At 72.0% G+C, this 14632-nt stretch carries 13 protein-coding genes; 10 read left to right on the top strand and 3 right to left on the bottom strand.

All coding sequences use genetic code 11. The annotated features are described in order from the left end of the window. Positions 1-4 precede the first annotated feature (4 nt). From ACFYQ6_RS31935 to ACFYQ6_RS31910, 6 genes are all read left to right on the top strand, one after another. Positions 5-577 carry a 2Fe-2S iron-sulfur cluster-binding protein gene (locus ACFYQ6_RS31935; protein ID WP_361582078.1) on the top strand — a complete coding sequence of 191 codons (573 nt, stop codon included), beginning with the start codon at positions 5-7 and terminating at the stop codon, positions 575-577. Further along, a complete protein-coding gene (locus ACFYQ6_RS31930) occupies positions 574-1569 on the top strand; it encodes an FAD binding domain-containing protein (protein WP_388766336.1) in 996 nt (331 codons plus the stop codon). The genes ACFYQ6_RS31935 and ACFYQ6_RS31930 overlap by 4 nt, the downstream gene beginning before the upstream one ends. Positions 1570-1611: 42 nt before the next feature. Next, a complete protein-coding gene (locus tag ACFYQ6_RS31925) occupies positions 1612-3708 on the top strand; it encodes a xanthine dehydrogenase family protein molybdopterin-binding subunit (protein ID WP_388766334.1) in 2097 nt (698 codons plus the stop codon). A 152-nt stretch (positions 3709-3860) separates the two neighbouring features. Continuing rightward, complete coding sequence (locus tag ACFYQ6_RS31920; protein WP_361582069.1) at positions 3861-4322, top strand: ATP-binding protein; 462 nt, start codon at positions 3861-3863, stop codon at positions 4320-4322. A gap of 151 nt (positions 4323-4473) precedes the next feature. Further along, positions 4474-5880 carry an NADP-dependent succinic semialdehyde dehydrogenase gene (locus ACFYQ6_RS31915; RefSeq protein WP_361582066.1) on the top strand — a complete coding sequence of 469 codons (1407 nt, stop codon included), beginning with the start codon at positions 4474-4476 and terminating at the stop codon, positions 5878-5880. A gap of 12 nt (positions 5881-5892) precedes the next feature. Next, complete coding sequence (locus tag ACFYQ6_RS31910) at positions 5893-8280, top strand: phosphoketolase family protein (RefSeq protein ID WP_361582063.1); 2388 nt, start codon at positions 5893-5895, stop codon at positions 8278-8280. A gap of 125 nt (positions 8281-8405) precedes the next feature. On the opposite strand, the gene ACFYQ6_RS31905 is transcribed toward ACFYQ6_RS31910, so the two are convergent. Further along, complete coding sequence (locus tag ACFYQ6_RS31905) at positions 8406-8813, bottom strand: hypothetical protein (RefSeq protein WP_361582061.1); 408 nt, start codon at positions 8811-8813, stop codon at positions 8406-8408. Between the two features lie 110 nt (positions 8814-8923). Then, positions 8924-10039, bottom strand: a complete 1116-nt coding sequence (locus ACFYQ6_RS31900; RefSeq protein WP_361582058.1) for a chemotaxis protein — start codon at positions 10037-10039, stop codon at positions 8924-8926. Between the two features lie 138 nt (positions 10040-10177). Here ACFYQ6_RS31900 and ACFYQ6_RS31895 point away from each other — a divergent pair, with 138 nt between their 5' ends. Further along, a complete protein-coding gene (locus tag ACFYQ6_RS31895; protein ID WP_361582055.1) occupies positions 10178-10672 on the top strand; it encodes a DUF1269 domain-containing protein in 495 nt (164 codons plus the stop codon). 46 nt (positions 10673-10718) lie between these two features. Then, complete coding sequence (glsA, locus tag ACFYQ6_RS31890) at positions 10719-12071, top strand: glutaminase A (RefSeq protein WP_361582052.1); 1353 nt, start codon at positions 10719-10721, stop codon at positions 12069-12071. 4 nt (positions 12072-12075) lie between these two features. On the opposite strand, the gene ACFYQ6_RS31885 is transcribed toward glsA, so the two are convergent. Then, positions 12076-12885, bottom strand: coding sequence for an endonuclease I family protein (locus ACFYQ6_RS31885; protein WP_388766329.1), 810 nt, complete (start codon positions 12883-12885; stop codon positions 12076-12078). Between the two features lie 212 nt (positions 12886-13097). On the opposite strand from ACFYQ6_RS31885, the gene ACFYQ6_RS31880 reads away from it, so the two are divergent. Beyond that, positions 13098-13310, top strand: coding sequence for a hypothetical protein (locus ACFYQ6_RS31880; protein WP_361582046.1), 213 nt, complete (start codon positions 13098-13100; stop codon positions 13308-13310). An 80-nt stretch (positions 13311-13390) separates the two neighbouring features. Continuing rightward, positions 13391-14548, top strand: a complete 1158-nt coding sequence (locus tag ACFYQ6_RS31875; protein WP_361582043.1) for a methyltransferase — start codon at positions 13391-13393, stop codon at positions 14546-14548. The last annotated feature ends 84 nt before the right edge of the window (positions 14549-14632 follow it).

The raw sequence follows: 14632 nt of genomic DNA, 5'->3' as shown, positions 1-14632 counted from the left end.
GTACATGGATGCCATCCCCGGGACGGCCGAAGCGGACACGGCACGGATGCCGGGCCCCGACGACCGTTCCACCTTCACACTCCACGTCAACGGCACGGAACGGACCCTGACGCTCGACAACCGCACCACCGTGCTGGACGCGCTGCGCGAGCACCTCGGGCTCACCGGGGCGAAGAAGGGCTGCGACCACGGCCAGTGCGGCGCCTGCACCGTCCTCGTCGACGGCCGGCGCGCCAACAGCTGCCTCCTGCTCGCCGTCGCCCAGGAGGACGTCCACATCACCACGGTCGAAGGACTGGCCGAGGGGGAGCGGCTGCACCCGCTGCAGGCGGCCTTCCTGGAGAGGGACGCGCTGCAGTGCGGCTACTGCACCCCGGGCCAGCTCTGCTCGGCCGCCGGCATGCTCCGTGAGGCCGAGGCCGGGCACCCCTCCCACGCCACCCCGCGTACCGCGCTCGCCGGCCGGGCGCCCGCCCCGCTCGGCCCGGACGAGATCCGCGAACGGATGAGCGGCAACCTCTGCCGGTGCGGCGCATACACCCACATCGTCCAGGCGATCGAGGACGTGGCCCCATGAAACCATTTGCCTATCTGCGCCCCGGATCCGTCGCCGAAGCGGTCCGCGCCGGCGCCTCCGACCCCACCGCCCGGTACCTCGCCGGCGGCACCAACCTCGTCGACCTGATGAAGCTCGGCGTCGAGTCGCCGGGGCTGCTCATCGACGTCAGCCGGCTGCCCCTGGACCAGGTCAGCCGCACCGAGGACGGAGGGCTCCGCATCGGTGCGGCCGTACGCAACAGCGACCTGGCAGCCCACCCCGACGTGCGCGGCAGCTACCCCGTCCTGACGCAGGCCCTGCTGTCCGGGGCGTCCGGGCAGCTCCGCAACACCGCCACCACCGGCGGCAACCTCCTCCAGCGCACCCGCTGCCCGTACTTCCAGGACGTCTCCAAGCCCTGCAACAAGCGGAGCCCGGGCTCCGGCTGCCCGGCCCGCGAGGGTGTGCACCGCGACCTCGCCGTCCTGGGCCACTCGCCGGACTGCGTGGCCACCAACCCCTCGGACATGGCGGTCGCCCTCGCGGTCCTGGACGCCACCGTCGTGCTGAACGGGCCGGAGGGGGAGCGAGTCGTGCCCGTCACCGGTTTCCATCGGCTGCCCGGCGACAACCCGGACCAGGACACCGTGATCCGGCCCGGGGAGCTGATCACCGAGGTGGTGCTCCCGCCGCCTCCCGCCGGCGCCCTCTCGCTCTACCGCAAGGCACGCGACCGTGCCTCGTACGCCTTCGCGCTGGCCTCCGTGGCAGCCGTCGTCAGCGTGCGCGAGGGACGCGTCGAGCATGCCGCACTCGCCTTCGGAGGGCTGGCGCACCGGCCGTGGCGGGCCGCCGCGGCCGAGGACGTACTGCGAGGGGGCCCCGCGACCGAGGACGCCTTCGCACGGGCGGTGGACGCGGAACTCGCGGCCGCCAGGCCGCTGCGCGACAACGGCTTCAAGGTGGACCTGGCCCGCAGACTGGCAGTGGGGGCCCTGGCCGAACTCACCTCTCAGGCAGCAGCGGTCTGAACCGCCGTGCCCGCACACCACGACGAACCGAGGACTTCCGTCATGAGTGAATCCCCCCAGGCGCTGGGCGCGCCCGTCGTCCGCCGCGAGGGCCGGGACAAGGTCACCGGCAGCGCCCGCTACGCCGCCGAGCACACCGAGCCCGGATGTCTCTACGGCTGGATCGTCCCCGCCGGCGTCGCGAGCGGGCGCGTCACCGCGATCCGTACGGCAGACGCCCTCGCCGTGCCCGGGGTGCGCACCGTGCTGACCCACGACAACGCACCACGGCTCGAGGAGCCCGACGACCCGATCCTCGCCGTGCTCCAGAACGACCGGGTGCCGCACCGGGGCTGGCCGGTGGCGCTCGTCCTCGCCGAGACGCCGGAATCCGCGCGTGCGGGGGCCGAAGCCGTGCACGTCGAGTACGCGACCACCGGGCACGACGTCGTCCTCACCGCTGACCACCCCGGCCTCTACACCCCCGAGAAGGCCAACGGCGGATATCCCGCCGTCCGGGAACGCGGCGACGCGGGGCGGGCCTTCGACGCCGCCCCCGTACGCATCGACGCCACGTACACCATGCGGGGCCTGCACAACCACCCCATGGAACCGCACGCCTCCACCGCCCGGTGGGCGGACGGGCACCTCACCGTGCACGACTCCAGCCAGGGATCGAGCACGGTGCGCGACAGCCTCGCCCAGGCCCTCGGCCTCGACCGCGACCGCGTCACCGTCGTGTCCGAGCACGTGGGCGGCGGCTTCGGGTCCAAAGGCACCCCCCGCCCCCAGGCGGTGCTCGCCTCCATGGCGGCGCGGCACACCGGGCTCACCGTCCAGCTGGCCCTGCCCCGGCGCTACATGGCCTCGATCGTGGGACACCGCGCGCCCACCGTGCAACGGGTCCGGCTGGGCGCCGACCGCGACGGGGTGCTCTCCTCGGTCTCGCACGAGATCGCCACGCACACGTCGAGGGTCAAGGAGTTCGTCGAGCAGGCCGCCGTACCCGCCCGCATCATGTACGCCTCGCCGCACAGCCGCACCGAGCACCGGGTGGCAGCCCTCGACGTGCCCAGTCCGTCCTGGATGCGCGCACCGGGAGAGGCGTCGGGCATGTACGCGCTGGAGTCCGCCATGGACGAACTGGCCTGCGCCCTCGGGATCGACCCGGTCGAGCTGCGCCTGCGCAACGAGCCGCAGACCGAGCCGGACAGCGGACGCCCCTTCAGCAGCCGTAACCTGGCGGCCTGTCTGAGCGAGGGCGCCCGCCGCTTCGGCTGGTACGACAGGGACCCGCAGCCCGCCACCCGCGAGGACGGCCCGTGGCTCCTCGGTACCGGGGTCGCCTCGGCCACGTATCCCGTCCTCCTCTCGGAGTCCGCCGCATCGGCGCACGCCGCGCCGGACGGAGCCTTCCGCATCGGGGTCAACGCGACCGACATCGGTACCGGCGCCCGGACCGTCCTCGCGCAGATCGCGGCCTCGGCCCTGGGCGTGCCCCAGGAACGCGTCACGATCGACATCGGCAGCAGCGATCTGCCCGCCGGGTCCGTGGCGGGCGGCTCCTCGGGCACCGCCTCCTGGGGAACGGCCGTGCACAAGGCGGCCACCGCCTTGACGGGGCGGCTCGCGGAGCACACCGGGCCCCTCCCGCCCGAGGGGATCACCGTCACCGCCGACACCGCAGAGGAGGCGGCGAAGGAGTCCCCGTACGCCCGGCACGCCTTCGGCGCCCACTTCGCGGAGGTGGCGGTCGACTCCCTGACCGGCGAGGTCCGGGTGCGCAGGCTGCTCGGCGTGTACGCCGCCGGACGCATCCTCAACTCCCGTACGGCGCGCTCCCAGTTCATCGGCGGCATGGTCATGGGGCTGGGCATGGCCCTCACCGAGAGCAGCACCATGGATCCGCTCTTCGGAGACTTCACCGAGTGCGACCTGGCCTCCTACCACGTGCCGGTCTGCGCGGACGCCCCCGACATCCAGGCCCACTGGATCGACGAGGACGACCCTCACCTCAACCCCATGGGCAGCAAGGGCATCGGCGAGATCGGCATCGTCGGGACCGCCGCCGCGATCGGGAACGCCGTACGGCACGCCACCGGCGCCCGGCTGCGTGAGCTCCCCCTCACCCCGGACAAGCTGCTGCCCTACCTCCCGTGACTCCTGGTGACCCGAGCCATCGGTTGCGCGACCGGCTCACTCGGGTCACCCTGATGAGTGACCCAGAAGTGACAACTGCTCACGCTTCGTGTTCGGGGGTCGTTGGTCAGACGGGGTGAAGCATGTGGGCCTCGCGGTGAGGAGCCTCGACGATGACCGTTCCACTCGACCGGCACTATCTGGTCGAACTGCAGGTGTCGGCAGAGCGCATTTCCCAGCTGCGGCGCATAGTCGCCGCACACCTTCGTCACTGGAGTCTCGATCTGCACGTCCGGCCCGTGTGCCGGGCCGCCGAGGAACTCCTGACGAACGTCCAGCGGCATGTCGGCGACGACAACCGGTGCGTCGTCGAACTCCGCTGGACCGGCCGGCACCTGACGGTGTCCGTGGCCGACGACGACGCCCGGATGCCCCGGCTGCTCGACGGCGGTGGCGGCGGCCTCAGCCGCGTCATGGCCCTCAGCGACAGCTGGGGAACCTGCCGGACCGCCGAGGGCAAGGTCGTGTGGTTCACGCGGTACGCGGAGACGCCGTGCACCACCGGTCTGCTCCCGCCTGCACCGCTCCCCGGCGGGCGTACGTTCCTGGGCGCTCCGGTCGCCGAACTCGTGTGACCCAGCAGCCCGCGGCCTGCCCGGCCGGTGCGGACGGCGTGCGAGCAGCACGCATGATCCGCGCCGGCCGGGTACGTGTGCGTGAGGGGCCGCGTTGCGTGCCGCGCCACGGCGCGGCACGGTCGAAGAACACACGCAAGGAGGCACTGCCATGCCCATCGCGACGGTCAATCCCGCGAACGGCGAGACGCTCAGGACATTCGACGCACTGGACGAGCGGGAGACCGAGCGCAGGCTCGCCGCCGCGCACCGGGCGTTCCGCCACCACCGAACCACCGACTTCGCACAGCGCGCCCGTCTGCTGAACCGGGCGGCCGATCTGCTCGACGAGGACCAGGCCGAGATCGCCCGCACGATGACGACCGAGATGGGCAAGCCCGTCAAGGCCGCCCGCGCCGAGGCGGCCAAGTGCGCCAAGGCGATGCGCTGGTACGCGGCCAACGCCGAGCGCCTGCTCGCCGACGAGCACCCCGACGACACCGACGTGAAGGACTCCGGCGCCTCGCGCGCCCGGGTGCACTACCGCCCGCTGGGCGTGGTCCTCGCCGTGATGCCGTGGAACTTCCCGCTCTGGCAGGTCATGCGTTTCGCCGCGCCCGCGCTCATGGCGGGCAACACCGGGCTGCTGAAGCACGCGTCGAACGTCCCCCAGACCGCTCTGTACATCGAGGACCTCTTCACCCGGGCCGGTTACCCCGAAGGCTGTTTCCAGACGCTGCTCATCGGCTCGGGGGCCGTCGAGGCGCTGCTGCGCGACCCCCGGGTCGCGGCGGCGACGCTCACCGGCAGCGAACCCGCCGGCCGCGCGGTCGCCTCCGTCGCGGGTGACGAGGTCAAGAAGACGGTGCTGGAGCTGGGCGGCAGCGACCCGTACGTCGTCCTGCCCTCGGCGGACGTCGAGAAGGCCGCCGCGACCGCCGTGACCGCCCGGGTGCAGAACAACGGTCAGTCCTGCATCGCCGCCAAGCGCTTCATCGTCCACGCCGACGTGTACGACGCCTTCGCCGAGCGGTTCACCGCCGGCATGCGGGCCCTGACGGTGGGGGATCCCCTGGAGGAGTCCACGGACGTCGGACCGCTCTCCAGCGAACAGGGCCGCACCGACCTGGAGGAACTGGTCGGCGACGCCCTCGGGAAGGGCGCCACGGCGCTGTGCGGGGGCGGACGGCCCGAAGGGATGGACCGCGGCTGGTTCTACGAGCCCACCGTGCTCACCGGCATCACCTCCGGCATGCGCATCCACCAGGAGGAGACCTTCGGCCCGGTGGCGACGCTCTACCGGGTGGCGGACCTGGACGAAGCCCTCGACCTCGCCAACGACACCCCCTTCGGGCTCAGCTCCAACGTCTGGACGCGTGATCAGGGCGAGATGGACCGCTGTGTGCGGGACCTGGAGGCGGGCGGAGTCTTCTTCAACGGAATGACCGCCTCCCACCCCGCGCTGCCCTTCGGCGGGGTGAAGCGCTCCGGGTACGGGCGCGAGCTGGCCGGGCACGGCATCCGGGAGTTCTGCAACGCCACCACCGTCTGGTACGGCCCCGAATCGGACGCCCGCTAGGAGAGAGCCTTCATGACCGACGCCCCCTCGCCGTCCGCGGCGACCGTCCTGTCCGACACCGAGCTCGCCGCGCTCGACGCGCACTGGCGGGCGGCCAACTACCTGGCGGTCGGCCAGATCTACCTGATGGCGAACCCGCTGCTGGACGAGCCGCTGGCCCCCGAACACATCAAACCGCGGCTCCTGGGCCACTGGGGCACCTCGCCCGGGCTGAACCTGGTCCACACCCACCTCAACCGAGTGATCAAGGCGAGGAAGCGGCAGGCGCTGTGTGTCTGGGGGCCGGGGCACGGCGGGCCCGCGGTCCTCGCCAACTCCTGGCTGGAGGGCAGCTACTCTGAGACCTACCCCGACGTCAGCCGCGACCGCGCGGGCATGGGGCTGCTGTTCAAACAGTTCTCCTTCCCCGGCGGCGTGCCGAGCCACGTGGCCCCCGAGACCCCGGGCTCCATCCACGAAGGCGGAGAGCTGGGATACGCGCTCACCCACGCCTACGGCGCCGCCTACGACAACCCCGAGCTGCTGGTCGCCTGTGTCGTCGGGGACGGGGAGGCGGAGACCGGGCCGCTGGCCGCGTCCTGGCACTCCAACAAGTTCCTCGACCCCGTGCACGACGGGGCGGTCCTGCCGATCCTCCACCTCAACGGCTACAAGATCGCCAATCCCACGGTGCTGGCCCGGCTGCCCGAGGACGAACTCGACGCCCTCCTGCGCGGATACGGCCACGACCCCGTCCACGTCGAGGGGGACGACCCCGCGACCGTCCACCGCGCGCTGGCAGCCGCCATGGACCTCGCCGTGGACGCGATCACCCGGTACCAGCACGCCGCCCGGTCCGGCGGCGCGTCCGTACGCCCCCGCTGGCCGATGATCGTGCTGCGTACCCCCAAGGGGTGGACCGGGCCCGCGGAGGTCGACGGCCTGCCGGTGGAGGGCACCTGGCGCGCGCACCAGGTCCCGCTGCCGGGTGTGCGGGACGATCCCGCGCACCTGCGTCTGCTGGAGGAGTGGCTGCGCTCCTACCGGCCCGAGGAACTCTTCGACGCCGACGGCCGGCCCACCGCCCAGGTCCTGGACTGCGTTCCCGAAGGCCCGGCGCGCCTGGGCTCGACCCCGCACGCCAACGGGGGGCTGCTGCTGCGCGATCTGCCTCTGCCACCGCTGGAGGACCACGCGGTGCGGGTCGACAAGCCGGGGACGGTGACGCACGAACCCACCCGGGTCCTGGGCGGACTGCTCGGAGACGTCATGGCCGCCACCGCGGGGCGCAGGGACTTCCGGGTCGTCGGCCCCGACGAGACCGAGTCCAACCGTCTCGGCGCGCTCTACGGGGCCACCTCCAAGGCCTGGCAGGCGGAGATCCTGCCCACCGACGAGCACCTGGCCCGCGACGGCCGTGTGATGGAAGTGCTCTCGGAACACCTCTGCCAGGGCTGGCTGGAGGGGTACCTCCTCACCGGACGGCACGGCCTGTTCTCCTCGTACGAGGCGTTCGCCCACATCGTCGACTCGATGGTCAACCAGCACATCAAGTGGCTTCGCACCTCGCGCCGGCTGCACTGGCGCGCCCCCATCGCCTCGCTGAACTACCTGCTGACCTCGCACGTCTGGCGCCAGGACCACAACGGTTTCTCGCACCAGGACCCGGGCTTCGTGGACCACATCCTCAACAAGAGTCCCGAGGTCGTCCGGGTCTATCTGCCGCCGGACGCCAACACGCTGCTGTCCACCGCGGACCACGTACTGCGCAGCCGCGACTACGTCAACGTCGTCGTGGCCGGCAAGCAGCCGGGCTTCGACTGGCTCACCCTCGACGAGGCCCGCGCCCACTGCGCCCGTGGGGCGGGGGTCTGGGAATGGGCGGGCACCGAGGACGGCAGCCGCGAGCCCGACGTCGTGCTCGCCTGCGCGGGGGACGTACCCACCCTGGAGACGATGGCCGCGGCCGGACTGCTGCGCCGGCACCTGCCGGAACTCGCCGTGCGCGTGGTGAACGTGGTCGACATGACCCGGCTGCTGCCGCACGAAGAGCACCCGCACGGGATGCCGGACGCGGAGTACGACGCCCTCTTCACCCGGGACAAGCCGGTGATCTTCGCCTACCACGGCTATCCGTGGCTCGTGCACCGCCTCGCCTACCGGCGGACCGGCCATGCCCACCTGCACGTCCGCGGCTACAAGGAGGAGGGGACCACCACCACGCCGTTCGACATGGTGCTCCGCAACGACCTGGACCGCTACCGGCTGGTCATGGACGTGATCGACCGGGTACCCGGCCTCGGGGTGCGTGCCGTCGCCGTACGGCAGGCCATGGCGGACGTCCGCACCCGCCACCACGACTGGATCCGGGAACACGGTACGGACCTTCCCGAGGTGGCCGACTGGGTCTGGGAGGGCTGACCCGCGCGGCGCACGCACTCCGGCCCGCCTGGGCGGTGAACGCACCTCGGCCGGGCCGCGCGGCTCACGCGCTTCGGCCGGCCTGCGGGGGAGCAGGCCGGCCGAAGCGCGCCGACGCGGGACCGTCAGTTCACGGTCGTACGGATGACGGGCGAGACGGCGCCGCCACCGACGATCCGCAGCGCGTTCTCGCCCTTGATGCCCAGCTTCACCCGCAGGCTGTACTCACCGCTGCCGGCGGTCCTCATCGTGGCCGGCAGGGAGACCCAGCGCCTGCCCTGCTTCTGCTGGAGGGTGACCGGGGTGCCGGAGCTGATGTTCCGGGCGGAGCCGTGGATACGGAACTCCTCCCAGGCGCCGACGCTGCGCGCGGTCGCGTGGGCGGAGAGGGCCGGCCGGGTGGCCAGGTCCTGCGCGCTCGCCCCGGACGGCGGTGCGGGGACACCGGACGAGGCCGCGGCCCCGCCCACCGCGCCGGCCAGTACCACCGCTGTCAGCAGGGCTGCCGCCGATGCGCGCCTGAATCGGTCCATGAATGGCTCTCCTTCGTGCACGGCGTGACCGGGAAGATCAGCACCGCGAGATCGACTTCGGAGCGCCAAACCTAGGCATACTTCACATAATCATCACGTAGGACACGCGGTCAGAAGCGCAGAACGGCCGCGATGCGCCCGTGCTCAGCGAGGGAGTCGTCGGCGACGAAGGACACCTCGCAGCCGTTGTCCAGCGCCGCCTCCACCAGCTCGTCGACGATGTCCTCGCGGACCTGCTCGTCCGTGGCCGGAGTGACGTCCGCGCCCACCGGCTCCAGGTGCCCGTCGGTGACCCTGACCGTCGTCGCGAAGTTCTCCTCGACCGCGACGAGTCCGGCCCGGCCCTCGCGCACGGCCAGCCACACCTCGTCGAGCCCGCCCGCGAAGGAGCGGCTGCTGCGGGCGTTGTCGAACCTGCTCCGGATCTCCGCGGCTGCGTGGGCGCGCCAGTCCTCCAGGGCCGGGCTCAGCTCCTTCAGGAGCTCCGGCGCGGTGGTGTCCGCGGTCGTGCCCTTCGCGACCCTGCCGACGGCCGGTTTCGCACTCTCGCCCACCTCGTCGAGGAGGGAGAGCGCCGGTGCGAGGCCGACCAGGAACAGTGGGCGCGGGTCGGCGGCCATGACCGCGCGCAGTCCCTCGTCGACCGTGCGCAGGAAGTTGCGCGTGTCCTCGCTGCTGTACGTGCTCGGGGTGTCGCCGATCCGCTCCTCGCGCTGCGGATTGGGCTCCTCGTGAGGCGCGGAGAGAGGGAAGGCGCCCCGCTTCTCCGCGCGCAGTCCGTCGTTCGTGCCCGAGAACAGGGTGGCGTGCTCCGCGGAGAAGCTGAGGACCCAGAACAGCCGCGCACCGGCCTTCGCGGCGACCAGGTTGCGCGTCAGGTAGCTGTCGCTGAGTACCACCCGTTCGGGCGCGGTGCGCGGCAGCTGCCAGATCTGGTACTCGTCCGCGTCGGCGAGGATGACCAGGGAGTCCAGGGCGCGGCGCTGGTCGACCTCCTCCACCGCCCGGTCGAGCTGGGCCTTCACGGCCGCACGCGCCTCGCGCGTCACCCGGGGGTCGGACTCCAGGCGGTTGCCCGCCTCGGCCACGAGGTTGCGCAGCCGTACGGCGTCCTGTGCGTTGTCCGGCGCCTTGCGGTGGGTGGGCATCGTCAGGGACAGGGCCGGATAGGGCCTGTTCCTGCGAAGGTCCTGCAGCAGGCCGGGGGTCAGGGCGTCCGTGTCCATCGTTGTCTCCCGGAGGGGTCGGGGTCCGTCGTGCTGGGGCCGCCCCCAAGGCGCGGAGCGGATCGTTCGACGAGTCAATTCATACCGTTTGATCCTAATATGAGCGAATTATTCGTATTCCCTCCGGAGGTGTATGCGATGTCCACGCTCACCGTGTGGAAGTTCCAGTCGGCCGAGGGCGCGGAGAACGTGGAGACCGCGCTGAAGTCCCTCCAGAAGGAGGGCCTGATCAAGATCCTCGACGCGGCCGTCGTGACGTGGCCGGCCGAGCGCTCGAAGCCCAGGACGAAGCAGTTGATCAACCTCGTCGGTGCGGGCGCGCTCAGCGGCACCTTCTGGGGCATGCTCTTCGGGCTCATCTTCCTGATGCCGCTGCTCGGCGCCGCCATCGGAGCCGCGGCCGGGGCGCTCGGCGGGAGGCTCGCCGACATCGGCATCGACGACGAGTTCATCGCCGAGGTCAAGGAACAGGTCACGCCGGGGACTTCGGCGCTCTTCCTGCTCACCACGGACGAAGTGCCCAGCCGCATCAGTGAGTCCCTGCCCGGCGGCGGCGCCGAGCTCCTGCACAGCAACCTCGACACCGGGCGTGAGGCCAAGCTCCGCGAGATCTTCGGCGGCGAGTCGGAATGACGGACGGCGGGGCGGCCGGTCCCGTGCGGCGCGGGCGAGGCCGCTGATGGCCGCGTCCGAAGCCGTCACGGACGCGCTGCGTGAGTTGCACGCGCGTTACGCGGGCATCCGGGACGGCCGGCGAGCCGACTACATCCCGCGGCTGGCGCGGTCCGACCCCGACGCCTTCGGGCTCGCGCTCGTCAGCATGGACGGGCACCGCTACAGCGCCGGCGCCGCGGACACGCCCTTCACCCTGCAGTCGGTGTCCAAGCCCTTCGTCTACGCCCTCGCCCTGTCCGCCCTCGGTCTCGACGAGGTCGGTCGCTGGGTCGGTGCGGAGCCCAGCGGCGAGGCCTTCAACGCCATCAGTCTGGAACCGCGCACCGGGCGGCCCGCCAACGCCATGGTCAACGCCGGCGCCATCGTCACCACCGCGCTCGTCCCGGACCGCGCGGACGTCCCCGCCTTCACCGCCATTCTGAGCTGCCTGAGCCGTTTCGCCGGCCGGCGGCTGGACGTCGACGAGGACGTGTACCGCTCCGAGGCCGGGACGGGGGACCGCAACCGGGCGCTGGCCTACCTGATCCGCAGCACCGGCACCCTCCCCCTGGATCCGGTCGCCGCCGTCGACACCTACTTCCGGCAGTGCGCGGTACGCGCCACCGCCGTCGATCTGGCCGTGATGGCCGCGACCCTGGCGTACGGCGGAGTCAATCCGGTGACCGGCGAGAGAGTCGTGTCCGCGGAGGTCGCGGCACAGGTGCTCGCCGTGATGGCCACCTGCGGGATGTACGACGCCTCCGGTGACTGGCTGCTCAGGGTCGGGCTGCCGGCCAAGAGCGGTGTGTCCGGCGGGCTGATCGCCGCGGGCCCCGCGCGCTTCGGCCTCGCCACCTACAGCCCGCCGCTGGACGCCGCGGGCACATCGGTGCGCGGAAGCGCCGCGATCGGCGCACTGTCGGAACGGCTCGGACTCCACCTGATGCGCAACCCGGCGCTGCCCGGCTCCACCGTCACGCTGGCCGCCACCGCCGATGTCCTCCCCACGGCACCGTCCGGCCGGCGCGAGCGGGCGCTGCACGAACAGGTGGGGGTGGTCGCGGCGCAGGGCGCCCTCGACTGGACGGCCGCCGAGCGCGTGCTGTACGCGCTGGACGAGTCCGGCCCGGACGGGGCGGGTCCGGTGGTGCTCGACCTGAGCGAGGTGACCGGTGCCGACTCCGTGGCCCTCGCGCTGCTGCACGCGGGCCTGGCCCGGCTCGCCCGGGACGGACGGCGCGCGGCCGTCGTCGATCCCGGCGGCCGGCTCGGCCCGCCGGACCTGGTGCGGGAGCGGACCGGCCAGGACCTGCCGCGCTTCGGCTCCCGCGAGGAAGCCGTCGAGCGCTGTGCGCAGGCCGTGGCCGGACCGGGCTGAGCGCCTACCAGATGGCCTCGACCCACTCGGGGTGGTCGATGAACGGGTTCCGGTTGTGCTGGAACCGGTCGAATATGACCTCGTTGCGGTTCTGCTCGAAGCTGTCCGGCGGGTCCTCCTGGCTCCACTGCTTCAGCACGGACAGCCGCCCGATGTACGGCGCCGAGCCGTTGGAGACGCTGTCGTTCGGTTCGAGATCGGCGAAGGTGTCGTCGCCCTCGTAGCGCACGGCCATGTAGAGGATCATCCGGGCGACGTCACCCTTCACCGCGTCGCGCGGCTCGAAGGAGTTGCTGTCGGTGTAGTTGCTGGGCGCTCCGGAGACGGCGCTGCCGCCGTTGTCGAAGTCCTTGTTGCCGCGTATGGAGTTGACCTGGACGTCCTCCGGGCGGAGGTGGTGGATGTCGGTTCCCGGACCTGTCGAGGTACCGAAGTCCCCGTGGGACTTGGCCCAGACGTGTTCCCGGTTCCAGTCGCCGACGTCGCCCCCGTTCTCGCTCTTGGACTGCGAGCGGCCGGTGTAGAGGAGGATCACGTTGGAGGAGTTGGACGGGTCCTGGTCGGTGACCTTGAGCGCGTCCCAGACCTGGCTGTACGACAGGGTGGTCTGGTCGCTGATGATCGAGTGCAGGGAACTCTTGAGCGCGGCGCCGGTCTTGCCCAGCGCGTCCTGGTAGTAGGTGTCGTCCAGGGTCGTGGCCGGGGACGCTGAGGGGGTGGCGGCGGGCGCGGTGGCCGTGGCGCAGGTGAGAACGGCGATGGAGGCGGCTGTCGCGAGTAGTGGACGCGCGTAGAAACGGCGACGACTGGACATGTGGGGTGTCCTCTCCGGGGCGGCGAACGGGGTCCTGGTGGCCGTGCGGTTGCCTGTTCGTCCGGGAGCCTTCCACACGCACGGTGCCGGTCGTGTGAACGTTGCGTATTTATCATGTGCAAGTCAAGTGACGTTTCGTGCGGGGTCTCCGTGGCATCGGATGCGCCCTCGGCGCAGCGGCGCGAGAATTACCGCAAGGACGAGGAGGCGGTATGAGCGAAGAGTCCGAATCCGTATCCGTATCCGTGCCGGAGGTCCGGGGGGTGACTCCGGACCGTCTGCTCCATGCCGGCGGGAGCGACCAGCCCTCCGCGGAGGACCTGGTTCTCGCCTCCGGGCGGGACGTGACCCCCGAGAGTCTGGAATGGGCGCGCCGCAGGCTGTCCGAGGAGGGCCGCTCGGCTCTGGACAAGCGGCTCCCGTAAGCCCCGCGGGCCGACGAAGGGGCGACCGGGGCGGGGAGCGTGCAGGGCGCTCCCCGCCACTCGGCTAGCCTGAACGCAATATGAACCGTTTGACGACGTCACAGGGCGAATTCGATCTCGCCCGCTTTCCCGAGAACCCGCGCGACCCCCTCCGTGCGTGGGACGCCGCCGACGAGTACCTGCTGAACCGCCTGGAGGGCGCCGGGGGCGACGAGCCGGTGCGTCCTTCGGGCACCGTGGCCGTGGTCGGCGACCGCTGGGGCGCCCTCGCCACCGTGCTCGCCCCCCACCGCCCCGTGCAGATCACCGACTCGTACCTCGCGCGGCGGGCCACGCTGGCCAACCTGGAGCGCAACGGCCTCGATCCGGACGCCGTACGCATGCTGTCGGTGCGGGACACCCCGCCGGCACGCGTCGACCTGCTGCTCGTACGGGTCCCGAAGAGCCTCGCGCTCCTGGAGGACCAGCTGCACCGGCTCGCTCCGGCCGTGCACGAGGGGACCGTGGTCATCGGCACCGGCATGGTGAAGGAGATCCACACCTCCACCCTCAAACTCTTCGAGCGGATCATCGGGCCGACCCGCACCTCCCTCGCGGTGAAGAAGGCGCGCCTCATCTTCTGCACCCCGGACCCGGCCCTCCCGAGGACCTCCAGCCCCTGGCCGTACCGCTACGAACTGCCCGGCGACGTCGGCCCCGTGTCGGGCCGGACGGTCACCAACCACGCCGGTATCTTCTGCGCCGAACGGCTGGACATCGGCACCCGCTTCTTCCTCAAGCACCTCCCCACGCGGAAGGGCCCGGTCCACATCGTCGACCTCGGCTGCGGGAACGGCGTCGTGGGCACGTCCGCCGCGCTCGCCGACCCGGACGCCACCGTCACCTTCATCGACGAGTCCTACCAGGCCGTGGCCTCCGCGGAGGAGACGTTCCGGGCCAACACCGGACCGGACGCCGATGCCCGGTTCCTGGTCGGCGACGGCATGGCCGACGTGCCTGCGGCGAGCGTGGACCTGGTCCTCAGCAACCCGCCGTTCCACTCGCACCAGGCGGTCACCGACGCCACCGCCCGGAACATGTTCCACGGCGCGCGGGCCGCACTGCGTCAGGGCGGCGAGCTGTGGGTCGTCGGCAACCGGCACCTCGGCTACCACACCCAGCTGCGCCGGATCTTCGGCAACTGCGTCACGGTGGCCGGTGACCCGAAGTTCGTGGTCCTGCGGGCCGTCAAGCGCTGAGCCACGTCACGGGCGGCGTCCGGCCGCCCCGGCGGCACCCCGGTGACCCGGGTCCCGCCGGCGGCTGCGCGCCCGGCCCCGTCG

Origin of the sequence: Streptomyces sp. NPDC005494 (assembly GCF_042872025.1) — a bacterium.
GTDB lineage: Bacteria > Actinomycetota > Actinomycetes > Streptomycetales > Streptomycetaceae > Streptomyces.
The sequence above is the reverse complement of the archived record's forward strand: the minus strand, read 5'-3'. Positions and strand labels throughout refer to the sequence as shown.

Bases quoted from the DNA above. Each gene is read 5' to 3' on its own strand.
- ACFYQ6_RS31885 (WP_388766329.1), bottom strand. From the start codon at position 12,885: ATGTCCAGTCGTCGCCGTTTCTACGCGCGTCCACTACTCGCGACAGCC.
- ACFYQ6_RS31925 (WP_388766334.1), top strand. From the start codon at position 1,612: ATGAGTGAATCCCCCCAGGCGCTGGGCGCGCCCGTCGTCCGCCGCGAG.
- ACFYQ6_RS31875 (WP_361582043.1), top strand. From the start codon at position 13,391: ATGAACCGTTTGACGACGTCACAGGGCGAATTCGATCTCGCCCGCTTT.
- ACFYQ6_RS31920 (WP_361582069.1), top strand. From the start codon at position 3,861: ATGACCGTTCCACTCGACCGGCACTATCTGGTCGAACTGCAGGTGTCG.
- ACFYQ6_RS31910 (WP_361582063.1), top strand. From the start codon at position 5,893: ATGACCGACGCCCCCTCGCCGTCCGCGGCGACCGTCCTGTCCGACACC.
- ACFYQ6_RS31915 (WP_361582066.1), top strand. From the start codon at position 4,474: ATGCCCATCGCGACGGTCAATCCCGCGAACGGCGAGACGCTCAGGACA.
- ACFYQ6_RS31935 (WP_361582078.1), top strand. From the start codon at position 5: ATGGATGCCATCCCCGGGACGGCCGAAGCGGACACGGCACGGATGCCG.
- ACFYQ6_RS31880 (WP_361582046.1), top strand. From the start codon at position 13,098: ATGAGCGAAGAGTCCGAATCCGTATCCGTATCCGTGCCGGAGGTCCGG.
- ACFYQ6_RS31930 (WP_388766336.1), top strand. From the start codon at position 574: ATGAAACCATTTGCCTATCTGCGCCCCGGATCCGTCGCCGAAGCGGTC.
- ACFYQ6_RS31900 (WP_361582058.1), bottom strand. From the start codon at position 10,039: ATGGACACGGACGCCCTGACCCCCGGCCTGCTGCAGGACCTTCGCAGG.
- ACFYQ6_RS31895 (WP_361582055.1), top strand. From the start codon at position 10,178: ATGTCCACGCTCACCGTGTGGAAGTTCCAGTCGGCCGAGGGCGCGGAG.
- ACFYQ6_RS31905 (WP_361582061.1), bottom strand. From the start codon at position 8,813: ATGGACCGATTCAGGCGCGCATCGGCGGCAGCCCTGCTGACAGCGGTG.
- glsA (WP_361582052.1), top strand. From the start codon at position 10,719: ATGGCCGCGTCCGAAGCCGTCACGGACGCGCTGCGTGAGTTGCACGCG.